General features: G+C 70.1%; 10 protein-coding genes. 8 read left to right on the top strand and 2 right to left on the bottom strand.

Going from position 1 to position 17,972, the window contains the following annotated elements; genetic code table 11:
* Nucleotides 1-207: 207 nt before the first annotated feature.
* From TsocGM_RS04125 to TsocGM_RS04140, 4 genes are all read left to right on the top strand, one after another.
* Nucleotides 208-2,301: a prolyl oligopeptidase family serine peptidase gene (locus tag TsocGM_RS04125; RefSeq protein ID WP_126724094.1), complete on the top strand. Its 2,094-nt coding sequence runs from the start codon at nucleotides 208-210 to the stop codon at nucleotides 2,299-2,301.
* Between the two features lie 400 nt (nucleotides 2,302-2,701).
* Nucleotides 2,702-4,018, top strand: a complete 1,317-nt coding sequence (locus TsocGM_RS04130) for an efflux RND transporter periplasmic adaptor subunit (protein WP_158633371.1) — start codon at nucleotides 2,702-2,704, stop codon at nucleotides 4,016-4,018.
* Nucleotides 4,019-4,033: 15 nt separating this feature from the next.
* Nucleotides 4,034-7,480 carry an efflux RND transporter permease subunit gene (locus tag TsocGM_RS04135; protein ID WP_126724044.1) on the top strand — a complete coding sequence of 1,149 codons (3,447 nt, stop codon included), beginning with the start codon at nucleotides 4,034-4,036 and terminating at the stop codon, nucleotides 7,478-7,480.
* A gap of 95 nt (nucleotides 7,481-7,575) precedes the next feature.
* On the top strand, nucleotides 7,576-7,809 hold the full coding sequence (locus tag TsocGM_RS04140; RefSeq protein WP_126724045.1) for a LapA family protein: 234 nt from the start codon (nucleotides 7,576-7,578) through the stop codon (nucleotides 7,807-7,809).
* Nucleotides 7,810-8,049: 240 nt separating this feature from the next.
* On the opposite strand, the gene TsocGM_RS04145 is transcribed toward TsocGM_RS04140, so the two are convergent.
* Nucleotides 8,050-9,645, bottom strand: a complete 1,596-nt coding sequence (locus TsocGM_RS04145) for an ATP-binding protein (protein ID WP_126724046.1) — start codon at nucleotides 9,643-9,645, stop codon at nucleotides 8,050-8,052.
* Nucleotides 9,646-10,039: 394 nt separating this feature from the next.
* Between TsocGM_RS04145 and TsocGM_RS04150 the strand changes: the two genes are divergently transcribed.
* From TsocGM_RS04150 to TsocGM_RS04160, 3 genes are all read left to right on the top strand, one after another.
* Nucleotides 10,040-12,325 (top strand): OPT family oligopeptide transporter, encoded by a 2,286-nt coding sequence (locus TsocGM_RS04150; RefSeq protein ID WP_126724047.1) that lies wholly within the window; start codon nucleotides 10,040-10,042, stop codon nucleotides 12,323-12,325.
* 104 nt (nucleotides 12,326-12,429) lie between these two features.
* On the top strand, nucleotides 12,430-14,415 hold the full coding sequence (locus TsocGM_RS04155; protein WP_126724048.1) for a bifunctional serine/threonine-protein kinase/formylglycine-generating enzyme family protein: 1,986 nt from the start codon (nucleotides 12,430-12,432) through the stop codon (nucleotides 14,413-14,415).
* A gap of 3 nt (nucleotides 14,416-14,418) precedes the next feature.
* Nucleotides 14,419-14,907 (top strand): formylglycine-generating enzyme family protein, encoded by a 489-nt coding sequence (locus TsocGM_RS04160; RefSeq protein WP_126724049.1) that lies wholly within the window; start codon nucleotides 14,419-14,421, stop codon nucleotides 14,905-14,907.
* Here TsocGM_RS04160 and TsocGM_RS04165 read toward each other — a convergent pair.
* Complete coding sequence (locus TsocGM_RS04165; RefSeq protein ID WP_126724050.1) at nucleotides 14,876-15,487, bottom strand: hypothetical protein; 612 nt, start codon at nucleotides 15,485-15,487, stop codon at nucleotides 14,876-14,878. The two genes, TsocGM_RS04160 and TsocGM_RS04165, sit on opposite strands and share 32 nt — an antisense overlap.
* A gap of 213 nt (nucleotides 15,488-15,700) precedes the next feature.
* Here TsocGM_RS04165 and TsocGM_RS04170 point away from each other — a divergent pair, with 213 nt between their 5' ends.
* Nucleotides 15,701-17,794 (top strand): S46 family peptidase, encoded by a 2,094-nt coding sequence (locus TsocGM_RS04170; RefSeq protein WP_126724051.1) that lies wholly within the window; start codon nucleotides 15,701-15,703, stop codon nucleotides 17,792-17,794.
* Nucleotides 17,795-17,972 lie beyond the last annotated feature (178 nt).

The following is a 17,972-nucleotide window of genomic DNA, read 5'->3' on the forward strand; positions in this document are numbered from 1 at the left end:
CCGAACGCTCCAGCCCCCCGACGCCGGCCGCTCCGCGATCCGTCCCCCCGGCCCGGAGCGAGTTTCCCCGGCTTGGCGACCGCTCGATCCTCCCCGTACACTGGCCTCGTCTGCCCGATCGCGGCCCGAACCCTCGACATCCCCTGGAGTCGGCCGACCATGACGACAGGCCTGTTCCCGAGCCTCCTCGCCGGAGCGATCTCCCTGATGCCCTCGCCCTCCCCCCAGGACGACGCCGACGCCCCCCTCAGGTACCCCGAGGCCCGTCGCGGCGACGTCGTCGACACCTACCACGGCACCCCCGTCGCCGATCCCTACCGCTGGATGGAGGACATCGACTCGGAAGAGACCCGGACCTGGGTCGAGGCCCAGGTGGCCCTCTTCGCGTCCTACATCGCGGAGGTGCCCGCCCGGAAGCGACTGCAGGACCGCTTGACCCAACTCTGGGACTACGAAAAGTTCGGCATCCCCTTCGAGGAAGGGGGCCGCTACTTCTACTCGTATAACAGCGGGCTTCAGAACCAGAACGTCTACTACACGACCGAATCCCTCGCCGACGACGGCCGGGTCCTGATCGACCCGAACACCTTCAGCGCCGATGGCACCGTCGCCCTCGCCGGCCTCTCCCCCACCAAGGACGGCCGACGCATCGCCTACGCCGTCTCGGACGCCGGCTCCGACTGGATGACCTGGAAGGTCCGAGACGTGGAAACCGGCCGCGACCTCGACGATGTCGTCCGCTGGTCCAAGTTCTCCGGCGCCGAGTGGACCCCCGACGGCGACGGCTTCTTCTACGGCCGCTTCCCCGAGCCCGAGCCAGGAGACGACCTGAAGGCCGCCAACTACTTCGAGAAGGTCTTCTTCCACAAGATCGGCACCCCCCAGGATCAGGACCGGCTCGTCTGGGAGGACCCCGAGCACAAGGACTGGCGCGCCGATGCCACCGTCACCGACGACGGCGCCTACCTGCTCCTCACCATCGGCCGAGGCACGGACGACAAATACCGCATCCTGTATCGCCCGCTGGCCGACGAGGGGGCCGAGCCGAAACACCTCGTCGGCGACTTCGACGCCGACTACACCTTCATCGACAACGACGGCCCTCGCCTGTTCTTCCGCACCGACAAGGACGCCCCCCTCGGCAAGGTCATCGCCATCCACGTCGACCACCCCGAGCCCGAGCACTGGGAGACGATCATCCCCGAGGCCGAGGAAACCCTCCTCGGCGCCAACCGGATCGGCGACACGCTCTTCGCCCAGTACCTCAAGGACGCCCGCTCCCAGGTGAAGGTCTTCCGCCTGGACGGCACCTTCGAGCGCGAGGTGGAGTTCCCCGAGATCGGCACCGCCACCGGCTTCGACGGCGACCGAGCGAGCTCGGAAACCTTCTACGCCTTCTCCTCCTTCACCCGGCCGACAACCATCTACCGCTACGACCTCGCCTCCGGCGAGAGCACCGTCTACAAGCGGCCCCGGGTCGGGTTCAATCCCGACGACTACACCACCGAGCAGGTCTTCTACACAAGCAAGGACGGCACGCGCGTCCCCATGTTCATCTCCTACAAGAAGGGGACGACCTTCGGGCCCGACACGCCGACCCTGCTCTACGGCTACGGCGGCTTCAACATCCCGCTGACGCCCGGCTTCAGCGTCTCCCGGCTGGTCTGGATGGAGCTGGGAGGCGTCTACGCGGTGCCCAACCTCCGAGGAGGAGGCGAGTACGGCGAGGCCTGGCACCAGGCCGGCACCAAGCAGCGGAAGCAGAACGTCTTCGACGACTTCATCGCCGCCGCCGAGTACCTGATCGCCGAGGGGAGGACCTCCACCCCCAAGCTCGCCATCCAGGGGAGATCCAACGGCGGACTGCTCGTCGGCGCCTGCATGACCCAGCGTCCCGACCTCTTCGGCGCCTGCCTGCCCGGCGTCGGCGTGCTCGACATGCTCCGCTTCCACACCTTCACCATCGGCTGGGCCTGGACCGACGACTACGGCTCGGCCGAGGTCCCGGAGGAGTTCCCCGCCCTCTACGCCTACTCCCCCTACCACAACGTCAAGGACGGCACCTGCTATCCGCCGACCCTGATCGTCACCGCCGACCACGACGACCGCGTCTACCCCGCCCACAGCTTCAAGTTCGCCGCCGCTCTTCAGGCCGCCCAGGGCTGCGACAACCCCATCCTCATCCGCATCGAAACCCGAGCCGGCCACGGCGCCGGCAAGCCCACCGCCAAGATCATCGAGGAGGCCGCCGATGAGATGGCCTTCCTCGTCGATCAGCTGGGCGTCACCCTCCCCGAGTGACGCCTTCCTCCGGATCGGGCAGGGGGGGCCTCCCGCTCCTCCTCGCCCGGGAGGGCACGGGGCGGTTCGCGGCGCGCCGGCTCGTGTCGTATGGTCGTCTCGGAACCCGTGCGAGGGGTCGGTCGGCCTCCCCAACCCGGGCCGACTCGCACCCTCGCGTCCCGTCGTACCCTCGACGCCGGGGATCCGCCGGTCTAGGATGGGTGCCGCATCGCCCCGTCCGTCGCTCGCATCCCCAACCTTGATGCGTCCAGATGTGCTCAATCCACCGACCCGGGACCCGCAGCGCGCCGCCACGATGATCCGGAACGCCCCCCCCCTCCGACGATCGCCGGCCCTTGCCGGTCCCGCGTTGCTGTGTGCCGCCCTGGCCGGCTGCGAGAGCGCCGAGCCCTCCGTCGTGCCCAGCACGCCCCCCACGGTCTCGGTGAGCCGCCCGCTGGTCCGGCCCGTCGTCGCCTACGACGCCTACACCGGGCGCACCCGATCCGTCGCCACGGTCGACATCCGAGCCCGGGTCCAGGGCTACTTGAAGGAGATCCGCTTCGCCGCGGGGGATCTCGTCGCAGCCGGCCAGGTCCTCTTCGTCATCGACCCCCGAGAGTACGAGGACGCCGTCGCCCTGGCCGAAGCCAAGCTCGAGCAGGCCCGAGCCCGAGCCCGGCTCGCCGCCGTGGAGCGCGAGCGCTACCGAGCCCTCGCCCAGCGCGACGCTGGCAGCCGCCAGGACTTCGACCGGGCCGCCGCCTCCTACGACGTCGCCGTCGCCGAGGCCAAGGCCGCGGAGGCCGAGCTCGACCGCGCCCGGCTCGACCTCGACTTCACCCAGGTCCGCTCCCCCATCGCCGGTCAGGCCGGGGCTCACCTCATCGACGTCGGCAACCTGATCACCGTCGGCCAGTCCGAGGCCAACCTGCTCACCACCGTCGTCGCAGTCGACCCGATGTTTGTCGACTTCGATGTCGACGAGCGCGCCTTGCTCCGCTACCGCAAGGCCGCCTCCGACCGTCGCGGCGAGCAGGTCGAGACCACCCGCATCCGGGAGGCCCGCATCCCCGTCGAGATGGGCCTGGCCGACGAGCCCGGCTACCCCCACATCGGCCTGCTCGACTTCGCCGACAACCGCCTCGACCCCGCCACCGGCACCCTCCGCGCCCGGGGGGTCTTCCCCAACGCCGATCGCCTGCTCACCCCGGGACTCTTCGCCCGAGTCCGCATCCCGATCACCGATCCGAAGGATTCCGTCCTCGTCGCCGAAACCGCCCTCGGCTCCGACCAGGGGAACCGCTTCGTCTTCGTCCTCGGCCCGGAGGACCGCGCCGAGCGCCGACTCGTGCAGGTCGGCCCCATCGTCGCCGGCATGGCCGTCATCACCGACGGCCTCTCCCCGGACGATCGCGTGATCGTCTCCGGCATCCAGCGGGTGCGAGACGGGGCCCCCGTCGACCCCCAGGACGTCGCCATGCCGCTGCCCCCCGGTGCCGACGAGGCCCTCGCCGCCGCGACTTCCGCCGCCGACGAGGCCCCCGTCCTCGACCTCCCCGAGACCGAGGGGGCCGCCCAGGCCGCCGGCATGGACCAGATCCCCGAGCCGGCTCCCGACTCCGAGGCGGAGCCCGATTCCGGAGCGGAGCCCAACCCCGCCGCCGAGCCGGCGACCCCCGTGGCGCCCGGCGCCGACGACGCCCCGCCGGCCGCCCCCGGCGACAACCGCTGAGGGAGGCCGCCTCTTATGTTCACTGGATTCTTCATCAAGCGGCCGATCGCCGCCGCGGTCCTCTCCATCCTCACCGTCATCTTCGGCGGCGTGTCGCTGATCTCGCTGCCCATCGCCCAGTATCCCGAGATCACTCCCCCAACGGTTTCCGTCACCACCACCTATCCCGGCGCCGGCGCCGAGACGGTGGCCGACACCGTCGCCTCCGAGATCGAGAAGGAGGTCAACGGCGTCGAGGACATGCTCTACATGTCCTCCTCCTCCACGTCCGACGGCCGATACACCCTCAACGTCACCTTCGAGGTCGGCACCGACCTCGACACCGCCCAGGTTCTCACCCAGAACCGCGTCAGCACCGCCGAGGCGAAGCTCCCCGAGGAGGTCACGCGCAACGGCGTCACCACCAAGAAGAAGTCCCCCTCGATCACCCTCTGCGTCAACCTCGTCTCCCCCGACGGCCGGTACGACCAGCTCTACCTGAGCAACTTCGCCGCCCTGCAGGTCAAGGACGAGCTGGCCCGGCTCCCCGGCGTCGGCGACGTCACCTTCCTCGGCGAGCGCGAGTATAGCATGCGCGTCTGGCTCGACCCGGACCGCCTCTCCGCCCTGGACCTGACCGCCTCCGACGTCGTCGCCGCCATCCGGGAGCAGAACGTCCAGGTCGCCGCCGGGCGCCTCGGCCAGCCGCCCTCCCCGGCCGACGTGGGCTTCCAGTACTCCCTCAGCGCCCGGGGCCGCTTACTGGAGGCCGAGGAGTTCGGCCGGATCATCATCAAGACCGGCGAGGCCGGCCGCGTCGTCCGCCTCGAGGACGTCGCCCGCATCGAGCTGGGCGCCCGCAGCTACGACGTCGACAGCTACCTCGACGGCCAGCCCACCATCACCCTCGCCGTCTTCCAGCTCCCCGGCTCCAACGCCGTCGAGACCGCCCAGGGCATCCACGCCAAGATGGCCGAGCTCCAGGAAACCGTCTTCCCCGAGGGCCTGGAGTACCGCATCGTCTACGACACCACCCAGTTCATCGAGGAATCGGTCGCCAGCGTCGTCCACACGCTCCTCGAGGCCTTCGTCCTGGTCTTCCTCGTCGTGCTGATCTTCCTCCAGAACTGGAGGGCCACGATCATCCCGATGGTCGCCGTGCCCGTCTCGCTCGTCGGCACGTTCATCTTCATGGCGCTCTTCGGATTCTCACTGAACAACCTGTCGCTGTTCGGCCTGGTGCTGGCCATCGGGATCGTCGTCGACGACGCAATCGTCGTGGTCGAGAACGTGGAGCGGAACCTCGCCCTCGGCCTGAGGCCCCGCGAGGCCACCTCCCGGGCCATGACCGAGGTGATCGGCCCGATCATCGCCACCACCTTCGTCATGCTCGCCGTCTTCGTGCCGGTCGCCTTCATCAGCGGCATCTCCGGCCGCTTCTACCAGCAGTTCGCCCTGACGATCGCCGTCTCCACCGCCCTCTCCGCCTTCAATTCGCTGACCCTCAGCCCGGCCCTCTGCGCCATCCTGCTCAAGCCCCACGGCGACCACGCCAGCAACAGCCAAAGCTCCCGGTCCTGGGCCCTCCCGAGGCTGGCCTATGTCCTCGTCTTCGGCTATCTCGCCGACGCCGCGGCCGGCACGCCGCTTGTCTCCTCCAGAGGCCTCGACGGGGGAGGGGCCCTCGCCGCTCGGATCGGCATCGCGCTGGCCGGAGGCGCCGCCGGCTGGGCCATCGGCGCCGTGCTCGACCGCCTCCTCTCGGCCTTCTTCGCCGGCTTCAACCGCGTCTTCGACGCCGCCACGAACCTCTACGGGAAACTCGTCGGCGGCCTGATCCGAGTCTCGGCGATCGTCCTGGTCGTCTACGTCGGCCTGCTGGGCCTGACCTACCTGGGCTTCCGGGCCGTGCCGACCGGCTTCATCCCGGCGCAAGACAAGGGCTACCTCGTCGTCAACGCCCAGCTCCCCGACGCCGCCTCGACCTCCCGCACCGAGGCCGTCGTTCGCCGCCTCTCCAAGATCGCCCGAGAGATCCCCGGCGTCGCCCACACGATCGACATGGTCGGCTACTCGGCGCTCAACGGCACGAATCTCTCCAACGTCGGCTCCATGTTCATCGTCCTGGAGCCCTTCGAGGAGCGGGCCGGCCGCCCCGAGCTCTCCGCCGACGCCGTCCTGCGCACCTTCGCCGCGAAGTCGTCCCAGGAGCAGGAGGCCATCGTCAGCGTCTTCGGCGCCCCGCCGGTCGACGGCCTCGGCAGCGTCGGCGGCTTCAAGCTGATGATCCAGGACCGGGGCGACCTCGGCCCCGACGCGCTCCAGGGGGCCGTCGCCAAACTCGTCGACGCCGGGAGCGAGCAGCCGATGCTCGCCGGCCTCTTCTCCAGCTACCGGGCCGACGTCCCCCAGTACTTCATCGACATTGACCGCGACATGGCCCGCTCCATGGGCGTCCCGCTCAACAACATCTTCGAGACGCTCCAGATCCAGCTTGGCTCCCTCTATGTGAACCAGTTCACGAGATTCGGCCGCAACTGGCAGGTCAACGTCCAGGCCGATGCCCCCTACCGCCTCCGCCCGGAGCAGATCGCCCGCCTCAAGACCCGAGGCGCCGACGGCAAGATGGTCCCCCTCGGGGCCCTGGCCTCCGTCCAGGAGATCGGCGCCCCCACGATCGTCGAACGCTACAACATGTTCCCCGCCGCCGCCCTCAACGGCGCTCCCGCCCCCGGAGCCAGCTCCGGCCAGGCGGTCTTCCTCCTCGAGCAGCTCTCCGACCGGGAGCTGCCCCAGGGCATGGGCTCGTCCTGGACCGAGCTGACCCTCCTGCAGAAGATGGAGGGAGACACCGCCCTGTTCGTCTTCCCCTTCTGCGTGCTCTGCGTCTTCCTCGTGCTCGCCTTCCAGTACGAGAGCTGGAGCCTGCCGCTGGCGATCATCCTCATCGTGCCGATGTGCCTGCTCTGCGCGATCGCCGGCGTCTCTCTCGCAGGGATGGATAACAACATCTTCACGCAGATCGGCCTCGTCGTGCTCGTCGCCCTGGCCTCGAAGAACGCCATCCTCATCGTCGAGTTCGCCCGGGAGAAGGAATCCGGCGGCATGCCGCGCCGGGAGGCCGCCATCACCGCCTCGGTGCTTCGCCTTCGGCCGATTCTGATGACCTCCTTCGCCTTCATCCTCGGCGTCGTCCCGCTCGTCCGGGCCGTCGGCGCCGGGGCCGAGATGCGCCGGGCGCTGGGCACCGCCGTCTTCTCCGGGATGCTCGGCGTCACCGCCTTCGGCATCCTGCTGACCCCGGTCTTCTACGTCGTCATCCGGATGCTGACCTCCGGCCGAAGTCCCTCGTCCCCCTCCCCGGCCTCCGGATCGGTGGCGACGGTCCCCGCCGCCCCGGTCCCGACCGACGCGAACGGAGTCGGCGACGGCGACCGCGACGGAGACGGCGACGGCAACCGCGGTCTCCTCCCTTCCCCTTAAGCCTCTCCCCTCCCCGGGTCGATCCGACCCGGGGACCCGTCCCCGGCGCTCGTCCCGGGGCCCTTCGCACTGGAACCGGATCCGGAGCCGGATCGATGCGCCACGTCGATCTCGCGATCGTCATCCTGCTGCTCGTCGTCTTCGTCGCCTTCGCCCTGGTCAACCGGGAGACGGTCGACGTCCAACTGCCGTTCGTCGAGGCTCGCCTCGCGGCGCCGCTGTTTCTCGTGATGCTGGGCGTCTCCGTGCTCGGCATGTTCACCGGGGGCACGGTCTTCGGGTTCGTCCGCCACTCGATCCAGCGAACATCGAACCGGCGTCGGGATTGATCGGGGAAGGATCCGAATTCGGACAATGAGTTGTCAAGGCCTGGGCCTTGGATACGCCGCAAGGTTCGTGGCAACAATTCCTTGCTTGCGAAGCGGGATCCAGGACCGTTCATCGGTGAAGCATCGAACGGCGTGGAACAGCCAGCCGGGGCGCTCGGGACCGGCGCTCGACTGGCCGACCGCCCGAGTCCCTGGGATGGAGGGCGGGGACCATTCGTTGCGTTCCGGCGTCCCTCGTGATCACGACGGGGGGCGGGGAGACAACAGGGCGAGGGCGTCGGCGAGGGCGTCGTCGGAAAGGGGCTTGGTAAGGAACAGGTCGAAGCGGGGGTCGGAGGAGGAGGAGGGGGGGGAGCCGGGGCGCTGGGCGGGAGAGAATCCGGTGAGGGCGACGATGCGGGGCAGGCCGGCGCGGGGAGGGGCACCGTCTTCTCCGGCCCGAGGGCGGAGGAGAGAAGCGACTTCAGCGCCGTCGATGTCGGGGAGGTCCAGGTCCAGCAGGACAAGGTCGGGGGGATGGGAGGCGGCCTCGGCGAGCGCGGAGGCGCCATCGAAGGCGACGCGGACCTCGTGGCCTCGCTGCTCCAGCAGAGAGGCGAGCAGGCGGGCGGCGTCGGGCTGGTCGTCAACGACGAGGATTCGGCGAGGGGAGCAGGTGATGGCCGGCGAGGAAGCGTCCGGAACGGGAAGGGCCGGAGAGTCGGCCAGGGGGAGGCGGACGGTGAACGTGCTGCCGGCGCCGGGGCCGTCGCTCTGGGCGGTGATCGTGCCTCCGTGACGTTCGACCAGGATTCGGACTAGCGCCAGGCCGATCCCCAGCCCCTGGGCGCGATTGCCAGGGGCCTGGGCGAAGAGATCGAAGAGGTGGGGGAGGAACTCGGGGTCGATGCCGGCGCCGTTGTCCCGCACCTGGATCACGGCGGAGTCCCCCTCTCGGCCGGCCGAGAGGTCGATCCTGCCGCCGGTCGGGGTGTACTTGGCGGCGTTGGTGACGAGATTGACGATGACCTGCTGCAGCCGAGTCGGATCGGCCTCGATGGCGAGGTCGGCGGGGGGAGGGGAGACAGTGAGCGAGTGCCGGCGCTCGGCGACGATCGGTCGAGTGGCCTCGACCGCCGAGGCGATCGCCTCGGAGAGCAAAACGCGACGGGGCCGGATCTCCAGGTCTCCTCGGGTGATCCGGGCGACGTCGAGCATGTCGTCCATCAGCCGGGTCATGGTGTCGACGCCTCGGCCGATGACCTCGATGGCGTCGGCCAGGTCTTCGTCGTCCGGGCGGGTCATGCGGGCCAGTTGCAGGGCGACGGCGATCGTGCCGAGCGGGTTGCGCAGCTCGTGACCAAGGACGCCGAGGAACTCGTTGAGCCTGCGGTGCGCCAGGCCGAGCTGCTCGGCCTGGTCGGCGACGAAGGCGGAGACGGCGGCCGAGACGGCGTCGTCGAAGTGGACGCCCAGGGCCACGATCTCCTCAAGGCTGGGGTCGCGGCCGAAGGCGTCGCGGAGGTGTTCCAGGACGACGACGCGGAGCAACTGGTAGTCGGCGACGACCTCCCCCAGCTCCCAGCCGGCCTGCCAGCGGAAGCGGCCGTGTTCAGAGGCTCGGCGGCGGGGGTCGTCGGGCTGGACGGGGTCGGGGGCGGAGAGTTCCTCGCCGAGGGCTCGGAGGAAGGCGGGGAGGTGGTCGCGCAGCTCGGCCCGATGGGCGCCAGGGCGGCCGTGCCCCTGGGCCGTGGCGCGGTCGGACCAGCTCTCAATGATGGCGTCGGCGTCCCGGACCAGGAGCAGGCCGACCTCGACATGGTTGCGGTCGCGGATCGCCTCGGTGCTCGCCGCCATCGAGTCGTTGGCCTCATTGAAGGGAGCGAAGAGCCCCTCCGTGGGCGTCGACGCTCGGGATCGGGCAGGAGGGTGCCGGCCGGGACCGACACAACGGAGTCGGTATGAGCTGGGCGACCTCGACATCGACACGTCGTCGCCCGGCCTCGACCGAGATCTGGAGTCGTTTCATCGTACTCTGATCGGCCAGCCCTGGGAATACCCCCTGGGTCGATCAGGCCGGACGGCCTCGGCGGGGCCGAGGACTGGGCGGAGAGGGAGGGCACCGGGTAGACTCAGCCGAGCGCGGAGGCCCTCGACGGCCCCCCTCTCCGCCGCGAGCCTCGAGCTCGCCCCCATCGATCGAGCCGATCGCGACCCCGCCCTCCTTTCGACCTCGCAGCGGAGCCCCCCGATGGCAGTCCAGCCCCCCCCCGAGGCCCTCCCCGGAGGCCCGATCGGCCCCGAGCCGGCCGGTGACGGCGTGCGGCCGTATGTGCCCGACGAGGCAAGGATGCCCGAACTGACGATCTCCGCCGTGCTGCTGGGCACCGTGCTGGGGATCATCTTCGGGGCGTCGTCGCTGTACCTGGTGCTTCGGGTGGGGATGACGGTCTCGGCCTCGATCCCGGTGGCCGTGCTGTCGATCACCCTCTTCCGGGCCTTCTCCCGGGCGTTCGGCACCAGGAGGGCGACGATCCTTGAGAACAACGTGGTGCAGACCGCCGGCTCGGCGGGGGAGTCGATCGCCTTCGGCGTCGGCGTGACGATGCCAGCGCTGCTGATCCTCGGCTACGACATGGAACTGGCTCACGTCATGCTCGTGGCCGGCCTCGGAGGATTGCTGGGGATCCTGATGATGATCCCGCTGCGCCGGGCGTTCATCGTCCGCAAGCATCGGGAGCTGAAGTACCCGGAGGGGACGGCCTGCGCGAAGGTGCTGATCGTCGGCGAGCAGGGGGGGGCCAGCGCCCGCACCGTGTTCGCCGGGTTCGGGCTGGCGGCGGCGTACCAGTTCCTGATGCAGGCGATGCGGCTCTGGGTCGACATCCCGAGCCGGGCGATCACCGGGTTCAAGGGAGCGGTGGCGGCGATCGAGGTCTCGCCGGCCCTGCTGGGAGTGGGCTACATCATCGGGCCGAGGATCGCCAGCATCATGGTGGCCGGCGGCGTGCTCTCGGCCCTGGTGCTGACGCCGACGATCGCCTACTTCGGCGACGCCTCCCCCACGGCGATCGCCCCCGCCGTGGCGCCCATCTCGGCCATGGAGGCAGGGGACATCCAGCGAGACTACATTCTCTACATCGGCGCCGGCGCCGTGGCGACCGGCGGAATCATCAGCGTCTTCCAGGTCTTACCGATGATTCTCGGCTCGTTCGCCGCCGCCTTCCGGGACATGACCGCCCGGGGGAAATCGGCCGAGGGGAACGGCGCGCCGTCGGGGGCCGGCCGGAGGAGAACCGAGCACGACCTGCCGATGTGGCTGGTGCTGCTCGGGTCGATCGGGCTGGTGGGGGCGATCTCGGCCTCGACGCTGATCCCCACCGACACGACGGGACGGGTCGCCGGGGCGGTCCTGGTGGTCCTCTTCGGCTTCCTGTTCGTGACGGTGTCGTCGCGCTTGACGGGCGAGATCGGCTCGTCGTCGAACCCGATCAGCGGGATGACGGTGGCGACCCTGCTGCTGACCTGCCTAGCGTTCGTGCTCCGGGGTTGGGTCGGGGCCGAGTACCAGTTCGCGGCCCTGTCCATCGCGGCGGTGGTCTGCATCGCCGCCTCGAACGGAGGGACGACCTCGCAGGACTTGAAGACGGGATTCCTCGTCGGAGGCACGCCGAGCAAGCAGCAGTGGGCGATCCTCGTCGGGGCGTTGACCTCGGCGATGGTCATCGGCGGCACATTGCTGGTGCTCAACGACGCGGGGACGATCTACTCAACCAAGGCCGAGTACCAGCGGGAGATCACCGTCGACCCGAGCACGCTGGACGAGACGGCCACGGTCGATGGCACCGAGTACAAGGTCTGGAGGCTCCGGGACGGCATCCAGGGCGGCAAGTACCTAGTGGCGATGGACGCGACGCGGGGGGACCAGACACGCATCTACGTCGACCCGGCGATCAACGGCCGGGTGGACCAGACCGACGACGGTCGGCGGGTGTCGAAGTACAACGCCCCAAAGGCAACGTTGATGGCGACGATCATCGACGGGATCATGGGAAACACCCTGCCCTGGGGCCTGGTGCTGATCGGCGTCTTCATCGCGATCGTCCTTCAACTGGCGGGGGTGCCTGCCTTGCCGTTCGCGGTGGGGGTGTACCTGCCGCTGTCGGCCTCGGCGCCGATCTTCGTCGGGGGCATGGCTCGGGGGCTGGTCGACTGGCTCCGGGGGGCATCGCCGGAGGAATCCGACAGCAGCCCGGCGGTGCTCATGTCCAGCGGCTACATCGCGGGGGGGACGATCACCGCAATCGTGATCACGATCATGCTCACCTTCATTCCCGGCGTGGGAGGCCTGCTCGACGTCCCCGGCCGCTTCCAGACGCCCCCCTCCTGGGCGGAGGAGCCGTGGCTTGCGCTGGGGGCGTTCGGGGTGATGGCGGGCTTGCTGGTGCTGGTCGGTCTGGGCGTCATCCTCAGGGACCGCGAGCCGAAGGCGGTCGAGGAGGGAACGACCGGGAGGTTCGAGGCACCGGAGGGGTGATCGCCCGATCGTGCCCCCTGGGCCGGCCGTCGCCGCCTCCGGGGGCGGCCCGACGGCCAGCCGGTCGCCGAGCACGACCGGCCGCTCGGTGAGAGAGGAAGGCGATGGACGAGACGAGCAGCGATTGCCGCTTCGAACCCTTGAGCTCCCTCTTCAACCGCGTCAGCGAGGCCTGCGAGCGCTTCCGATCCCGCTGGGAGGCCGGCGAGCGGCCGGCCCTGGAGCAGTACCTGCACCTCGCCGACGAGCCGGAGCGTCGCGCCCTGTTCTCCAACCTGCTCGACCTGGAGTTGGAGCTCCGCCGATCGGCGGGAGAGCGGCCGTCGGTGGCGGACTATCAAGACCGGTTCCCCGACCTGCTCGACCTGATCCTGCTCCTCTTCGGCGACGGGTCCTCATCGACCGGGCCGGAACCCACCCCCGCCACGACCGCCGGGAATCTCCCCTGGGCCGACGCCAGCCCGGCCGACTTCGATCAGTTCGAGTTGATCGAGGAGATCGGCCGGGGGGGCATGGGCGTCGTCTACCGCGCCAGGCAGTCGGGCCTCGACCGGGAGGTCGCCGTCAAGCTCCTGCTGCCTGCGGTGGGGGCCGACCCCGCCCGGCTCAAGCGGTTCATCAACGAGGCCCGGATCGCCTCCCGGCTGACCGATTCGCTCATCCTGCCGGTGTACGATGTGCGGGAGATTGGTGGGAACCCGGCCCTGATCATGCCTTTGGTCGACGGCAGCGACCTCGGGCGGCTCGTCTCGGGAACCGCGTCGGAGGTCGAGAACGGCGGCCTGCCACTTCCCCGGTTGCTGGCGATCCTCGACCAGGTCGTCGACGCGGTGGCGACGCTGCACGACCGGGGCGTCTTGCATCGCGACCTGAAGCCTTCGAACGTCCTGGTCGACCGCCGAGATCGGGTCCTCCTCAGCGACTTCGGCCTGGCCCGGCTCGGGCTCGACTCCGACCTCACCTCCCCCGGCATGAGCCTGGGCACCCCCGGCTACATGAGCCCCGAACAGTGGGACGGCTCTCCGGATCTCGACGGCCGGAGCGACGTCTTCGGCCTGGCGGCCACCCTCTACGCATCGCTGACGGGGAAGCTGCCCTTCGGCAGGCAACGCCCCTCCGGCGACGGCCCATTCCCCCCCTCCCCGAGCTCGATCGCCCCGAGGGTGCCGGAGGCGCTCGACCCCGTGCTGCTGAAGGCGCTGGACCCCGACCGCTCCCGCCGTCACGAGTCGGCCCGAGCCTTCCGGGAGGACTGGCGACGGGCCCGGGCTGGGCTCCCCCCGGCCGATCCTCCCCCCGCACCATCGCCGGCCTCGGCCCCGTCGGACGGCCGGGACGGCCGGAGGCGGGAGCGACGGCGGTGGCACCGAGCGCTGCGGACGGCGATCGTCGCGGTCGGGCTCGTCGTGTTGGTGGTCGCCGCCTTCTGGATCGTCGACCGGCTCAACCGTCCGACGACCGTGGCCGAGTCTCCGCTTCCCGCTCCGGATCCGGCTCCGGCCTGGACGATCGAGGTCCGCCTCCAGACCGATCCGCCCGCCGACCGGGCCGTGTTCGTGCCGATCGATCCCGAGACCGGCGTGATCCGGGTCGACCGAGCCGTCTGGGACGAGCCGCGGGGAGGGGCCCCGGCCCGAGCGGCGCTCACCCCCGGGGAGTACATCGTCGAGGTCGCCGCCGGCGATCGCTTCCACGAGGTCCGGCGCCGGGTGCCGAACCGCCAGGAATTCGAGGACCGGATCGTTCGGCCCTACCGCATCGACTGGTGGGGCAAGAACGACGACGGCTCCATTTTCTGGCAACCTGTCGTCATCCCGGGCCCCGAGGTGACCGACGGCATGGCCCGGTTCGACGGCAGCGACCGCTTCCGCATGGGGCAGGACGGGCTCGGCACCTTCTCGACGCCGCACGAGGTGGCCGTCGGCCCCTTCTTCCTCGACACCACCGAGGTCACTCTCGAAGACGTCCGGGCCGTCCTCCGATTCCACCGGCTGTCGGACCGCTGCGTCCCGGATGGCCTGCGCGAGGTCGACCCCGTCTGCTGCATCAACCTCTACCAGGCGATGCAGTACGCGGAGATCGTCGGCTAACGCCTGCCGGACGAGGCCGAGTACGAATTCGCCGCCACCAACGGCGGCACGACCGCCTTCCCCTGGGGCGATTCCCGGGAGGAGCTGGCCGACGGGGCCTGGCCCTTCGGCCCGGCCGGCGAGCCGAGCTTCGACCGGACGGCCACCGACCCGCCGGTCTTCGGCCTTTACTCCAACGTGGCCGAATGGACGGGGTCCCGATACCTGCCCTATCCGGGGGATCCCGTCTTCATGCCCCGCGAGAACTACATCGAGCCCTTCGTCATCCGAGGCGCCCCCGGCCCCGTGATCGATCGGAAACCACCGACGCCACGCGTCGCCCTGCAAGGGCCGCGCTATCGGGCCGCCGCCCGTCCCGAGCAGACCTTCCCGGGGCTCGGCTTTCGGTGCGCCCGCAGCGCCCGGCCCCGGTTCCTCGACCGGCTGGGCCGAGGAACCGGGCCGCTCCCGAGCCGTCGGCTCAATCGGCCGCCGGCCGAGGAAGCTCGCTGACCGTCAGGACGTCGATCGGCAGGCCCTCCTGCCTCGGCTCGGCGATCACCATGTCCGCGTACCGGGCTCCTCCCCAGTGATAGATGTCCAGGATCGGCTCGTCGGCCGCCTCTCGGGCGAGCTCCCGGCCGATCCCCCGCGGTTGCGGCCAGGGCTGGCCCGGTGCCCGGAACAGGACCCAGAAGACCCGGATCGGGATGAACCTCCCATCCGCCGCGAGGGTCCGGAAGTCCTGGCAATAGAGGAAGAAGACGTCGTCGCCGACGACCTCGGGCTCCGTGACGCCGGGGTCGAGGCGGCCGTTGGGCATCCCCTGTTCGTGCCGCATCGACCCAGCCCCGAAGCCGGCTCGGCCGGGCCTCGGGTTGTGGCGGTAGGGCGGCCATTCCTCCTCATCGAGGAACGCATCCTCGCAGAACCCCTGGCCGTCGCACCCGAGCGGGGTTTCCGGGTCGAGCTGGGTGTCGGACATGATCGTCCCCGGCTGGTGGAACAGGCAGTGTTCCGCCGGGTACTCCCAGACGCCGCCCACCTGGGTCCCCGACGTGCTGGTCGCGCAGAGAAAGTTGCCGTGGCTCATAACGTCACCCTCACGTTCTCAGATGCCAAACCGGACGGCCGAGCGTATTCGATCACAACGCCCGCCACAAGCGCCCCGCCCCCGGGTCGGTGGGCAAGGCAAGGCCTCCTTTCGCACCCCTCGGTCGGCATGCGACAATCGGCCGCACGGGCCGGGCCGATCCCCCCGGCCCCTCGCGGCCCCGACCGACGCCGAACGGAAAGGACCCGTCCCATGATCCGGCTCCGACGAAGGATGGCCCTGATCGGCCTGCTCTCGCTCATGACGACAACACCGAGGCTCTCGGCCGACGAGGGCATGTGGGTCTTCAACAACCTGCCCCTGGAGCAACTGAAGGCGACGTACGGCTTCGAGCCCTCCGAGGAGTGGATCTCCCGCCTGCGTTCCTCGGCCGTCCGATTCAACAACGGCGGCTCGGGCTCGTTCGTCTCGGCCGACGGCCTGGTGATGACCAACCACCACGTCGCGGCCGACACGCTCCAGAAGCTGAGCACCGCGGCGGAGGACTACTACCGAGTCGGCTTCCTCGCCCGCTCTCGGGAGGCCGAGCTGCCGGCCCCCGACCTGGAGCTGAACGTCACCTCGGCGATCCGGGACGTGTCCGACCGCGTCAACGCCGCGGTCACGCCGGAGATGTCCGACGCCGAGGCCGCCACCGCCCGCCGAGCCGCCATGGCCGCCATCGAGCAGGAGGCAACAGCCGAGAACGGCATGCGCAACGACGTGGTCACGCTCTACCAGGGCGGCCAGTATCACCTCTACACCTACAAGACGTATACCGACGTCCGTCTCGTCTTCGCCCCCGAGTTCGACATCGCCTTCTTCGGCGGCGACGAGGACAACTTCGAGTACCCGCGCTACTGCCTCGACGTCGCCTTCTTCCGAGCCTATGAGAACGGCCAGCCCGCCCACCCCGAGCACTTCCTGCGCTGGAGCGACGCCGGCTCGAAGCCCGGAGACCTCGTCTTCGTCGCCGGGCACCCCGGCCGCACCAGCCGGCTGAACACGATGGCCCACCTGGAGTACTTCCGGGAGACCGGCTTCCCGTTCCTGCTCGACTTGATCCGCCAGCGCGAGGCCTTCCTCTCGGAGTACAGCCGCCGGGGAGAGGAGCAGGCCCGTCAGGCCAAGGAAGACCTGTTCAGCTACCAGAACAGCCGCAAGGCCCGGCTGGGAGGCTATCAGGGGTTGCAGGACGAGGCGTTCATGCGCCGCAAGGCGGAGCGGGAACGCGCCCTGCGCGACCAGGTTTCCGCCGACCCCGAGATGGCCGCCTCCTACGGGGACGCCTGGGAGAAGATCGCCGGCTCTCGGGCCGTCGCGGCCGAGAACCTCGCCTCCTACAACATGCTGGAGCGCGGCCTGGCCTTCGAGTCCCGCCTCTTCCAGATCGCCCGAACCGTCGCCCGCCTGGTCGCCGAGGACCGGAAGCCGAACGAGGAGCGCCTGCGCGAGTACCGAGCGTCGAACCGCCCCTCGCTGGAGCTGGACCTCTATTCCGAGGCCCCCATCTACCCCGAGTTCGAGGCCGCCAAGCTCGCCAACGCCCTCGACTACTGGCGGCGGACGATGGGGGCCGACGACCCGGTCGTGCACCGGGTCCTCGGCGGCCGGGAACCGGAGCAGGTCGCCCGAGAACTGGTGGAGGGGACCAGGCTCGCCGACGTCTCCTTCCGCAAGCAACTCGTCGAGGGCGGCCTCGAGGCGGTCCAGGAGAGCGACGATCCGATGATCCGACTGGCCCTGGCCGTCGACCCCGAGGCGAGGGCGATCCGAAAAACCTGGGAGGACCGGGTCGAGGGGGTCGAGACCGCCCAGTACGCCCGGATCGCCGAGGCCATGTTCAAAACGCAGGGCGACTCGGTCTACCCCGACGCCACCTTCACGCTCCGCCTGGCCTTCGGCACGGTCAAGGGCTGGGAAGAGGACGGGAAGACGATCCCGCCCTACACGGTGGTCGAGGGCCTGTTCGAGCGGGCCGAGTCGCACGGCAACGTCGAGCCGTACCGCGTGCCCGAGTCGTGGGTCGAGGCGAAGGAAGACGGCCGGCTGGACCTGCAAACGCCGATGAACTTCGTCTCCACGGCCGACATCATCGGCGGCAACTCCGGCAGCCCGGTCGTCGACCGCGACGGCCAGGTCGTCGGCCTGATCTTCGACGGCAACATCCACTCGCTGATCCTCGACTTCGGCTACGACGACACGCTCGCCCGGGCCGTCGCGGTCGACTCCCGGGTCATCGCCGAGGCGTTGCGGTCGGTCTACGGGGCCGAAGCGCTGCTCCGAGAACTGACGGAAGGCCGCTGACCCCCCCCCGGCGGGCCTCCTCCTCCCGGCCCGGCTCCCCTCGGAGAATCAGGTGATCGCAGGCCGGGAGGGGGGGAGACTCGGCGAGGAGGGCCGCCCCGGCTGGTCGGCCCCGGTTCGATCCTGCCGAATAGGGGGGGCCTTCCGGGCGTCCCTGGACCGCTCGGTCTCTTCTCGG

It is taken from the genome of Tautonia sociabilis, assembly GCF_003977685.1.
GTDB lineage: Bacteria > Planctomycetota > Planctomycetia > Isosphaerales > Isosphaeraceae > Tautonia > Tautonia sociabilis.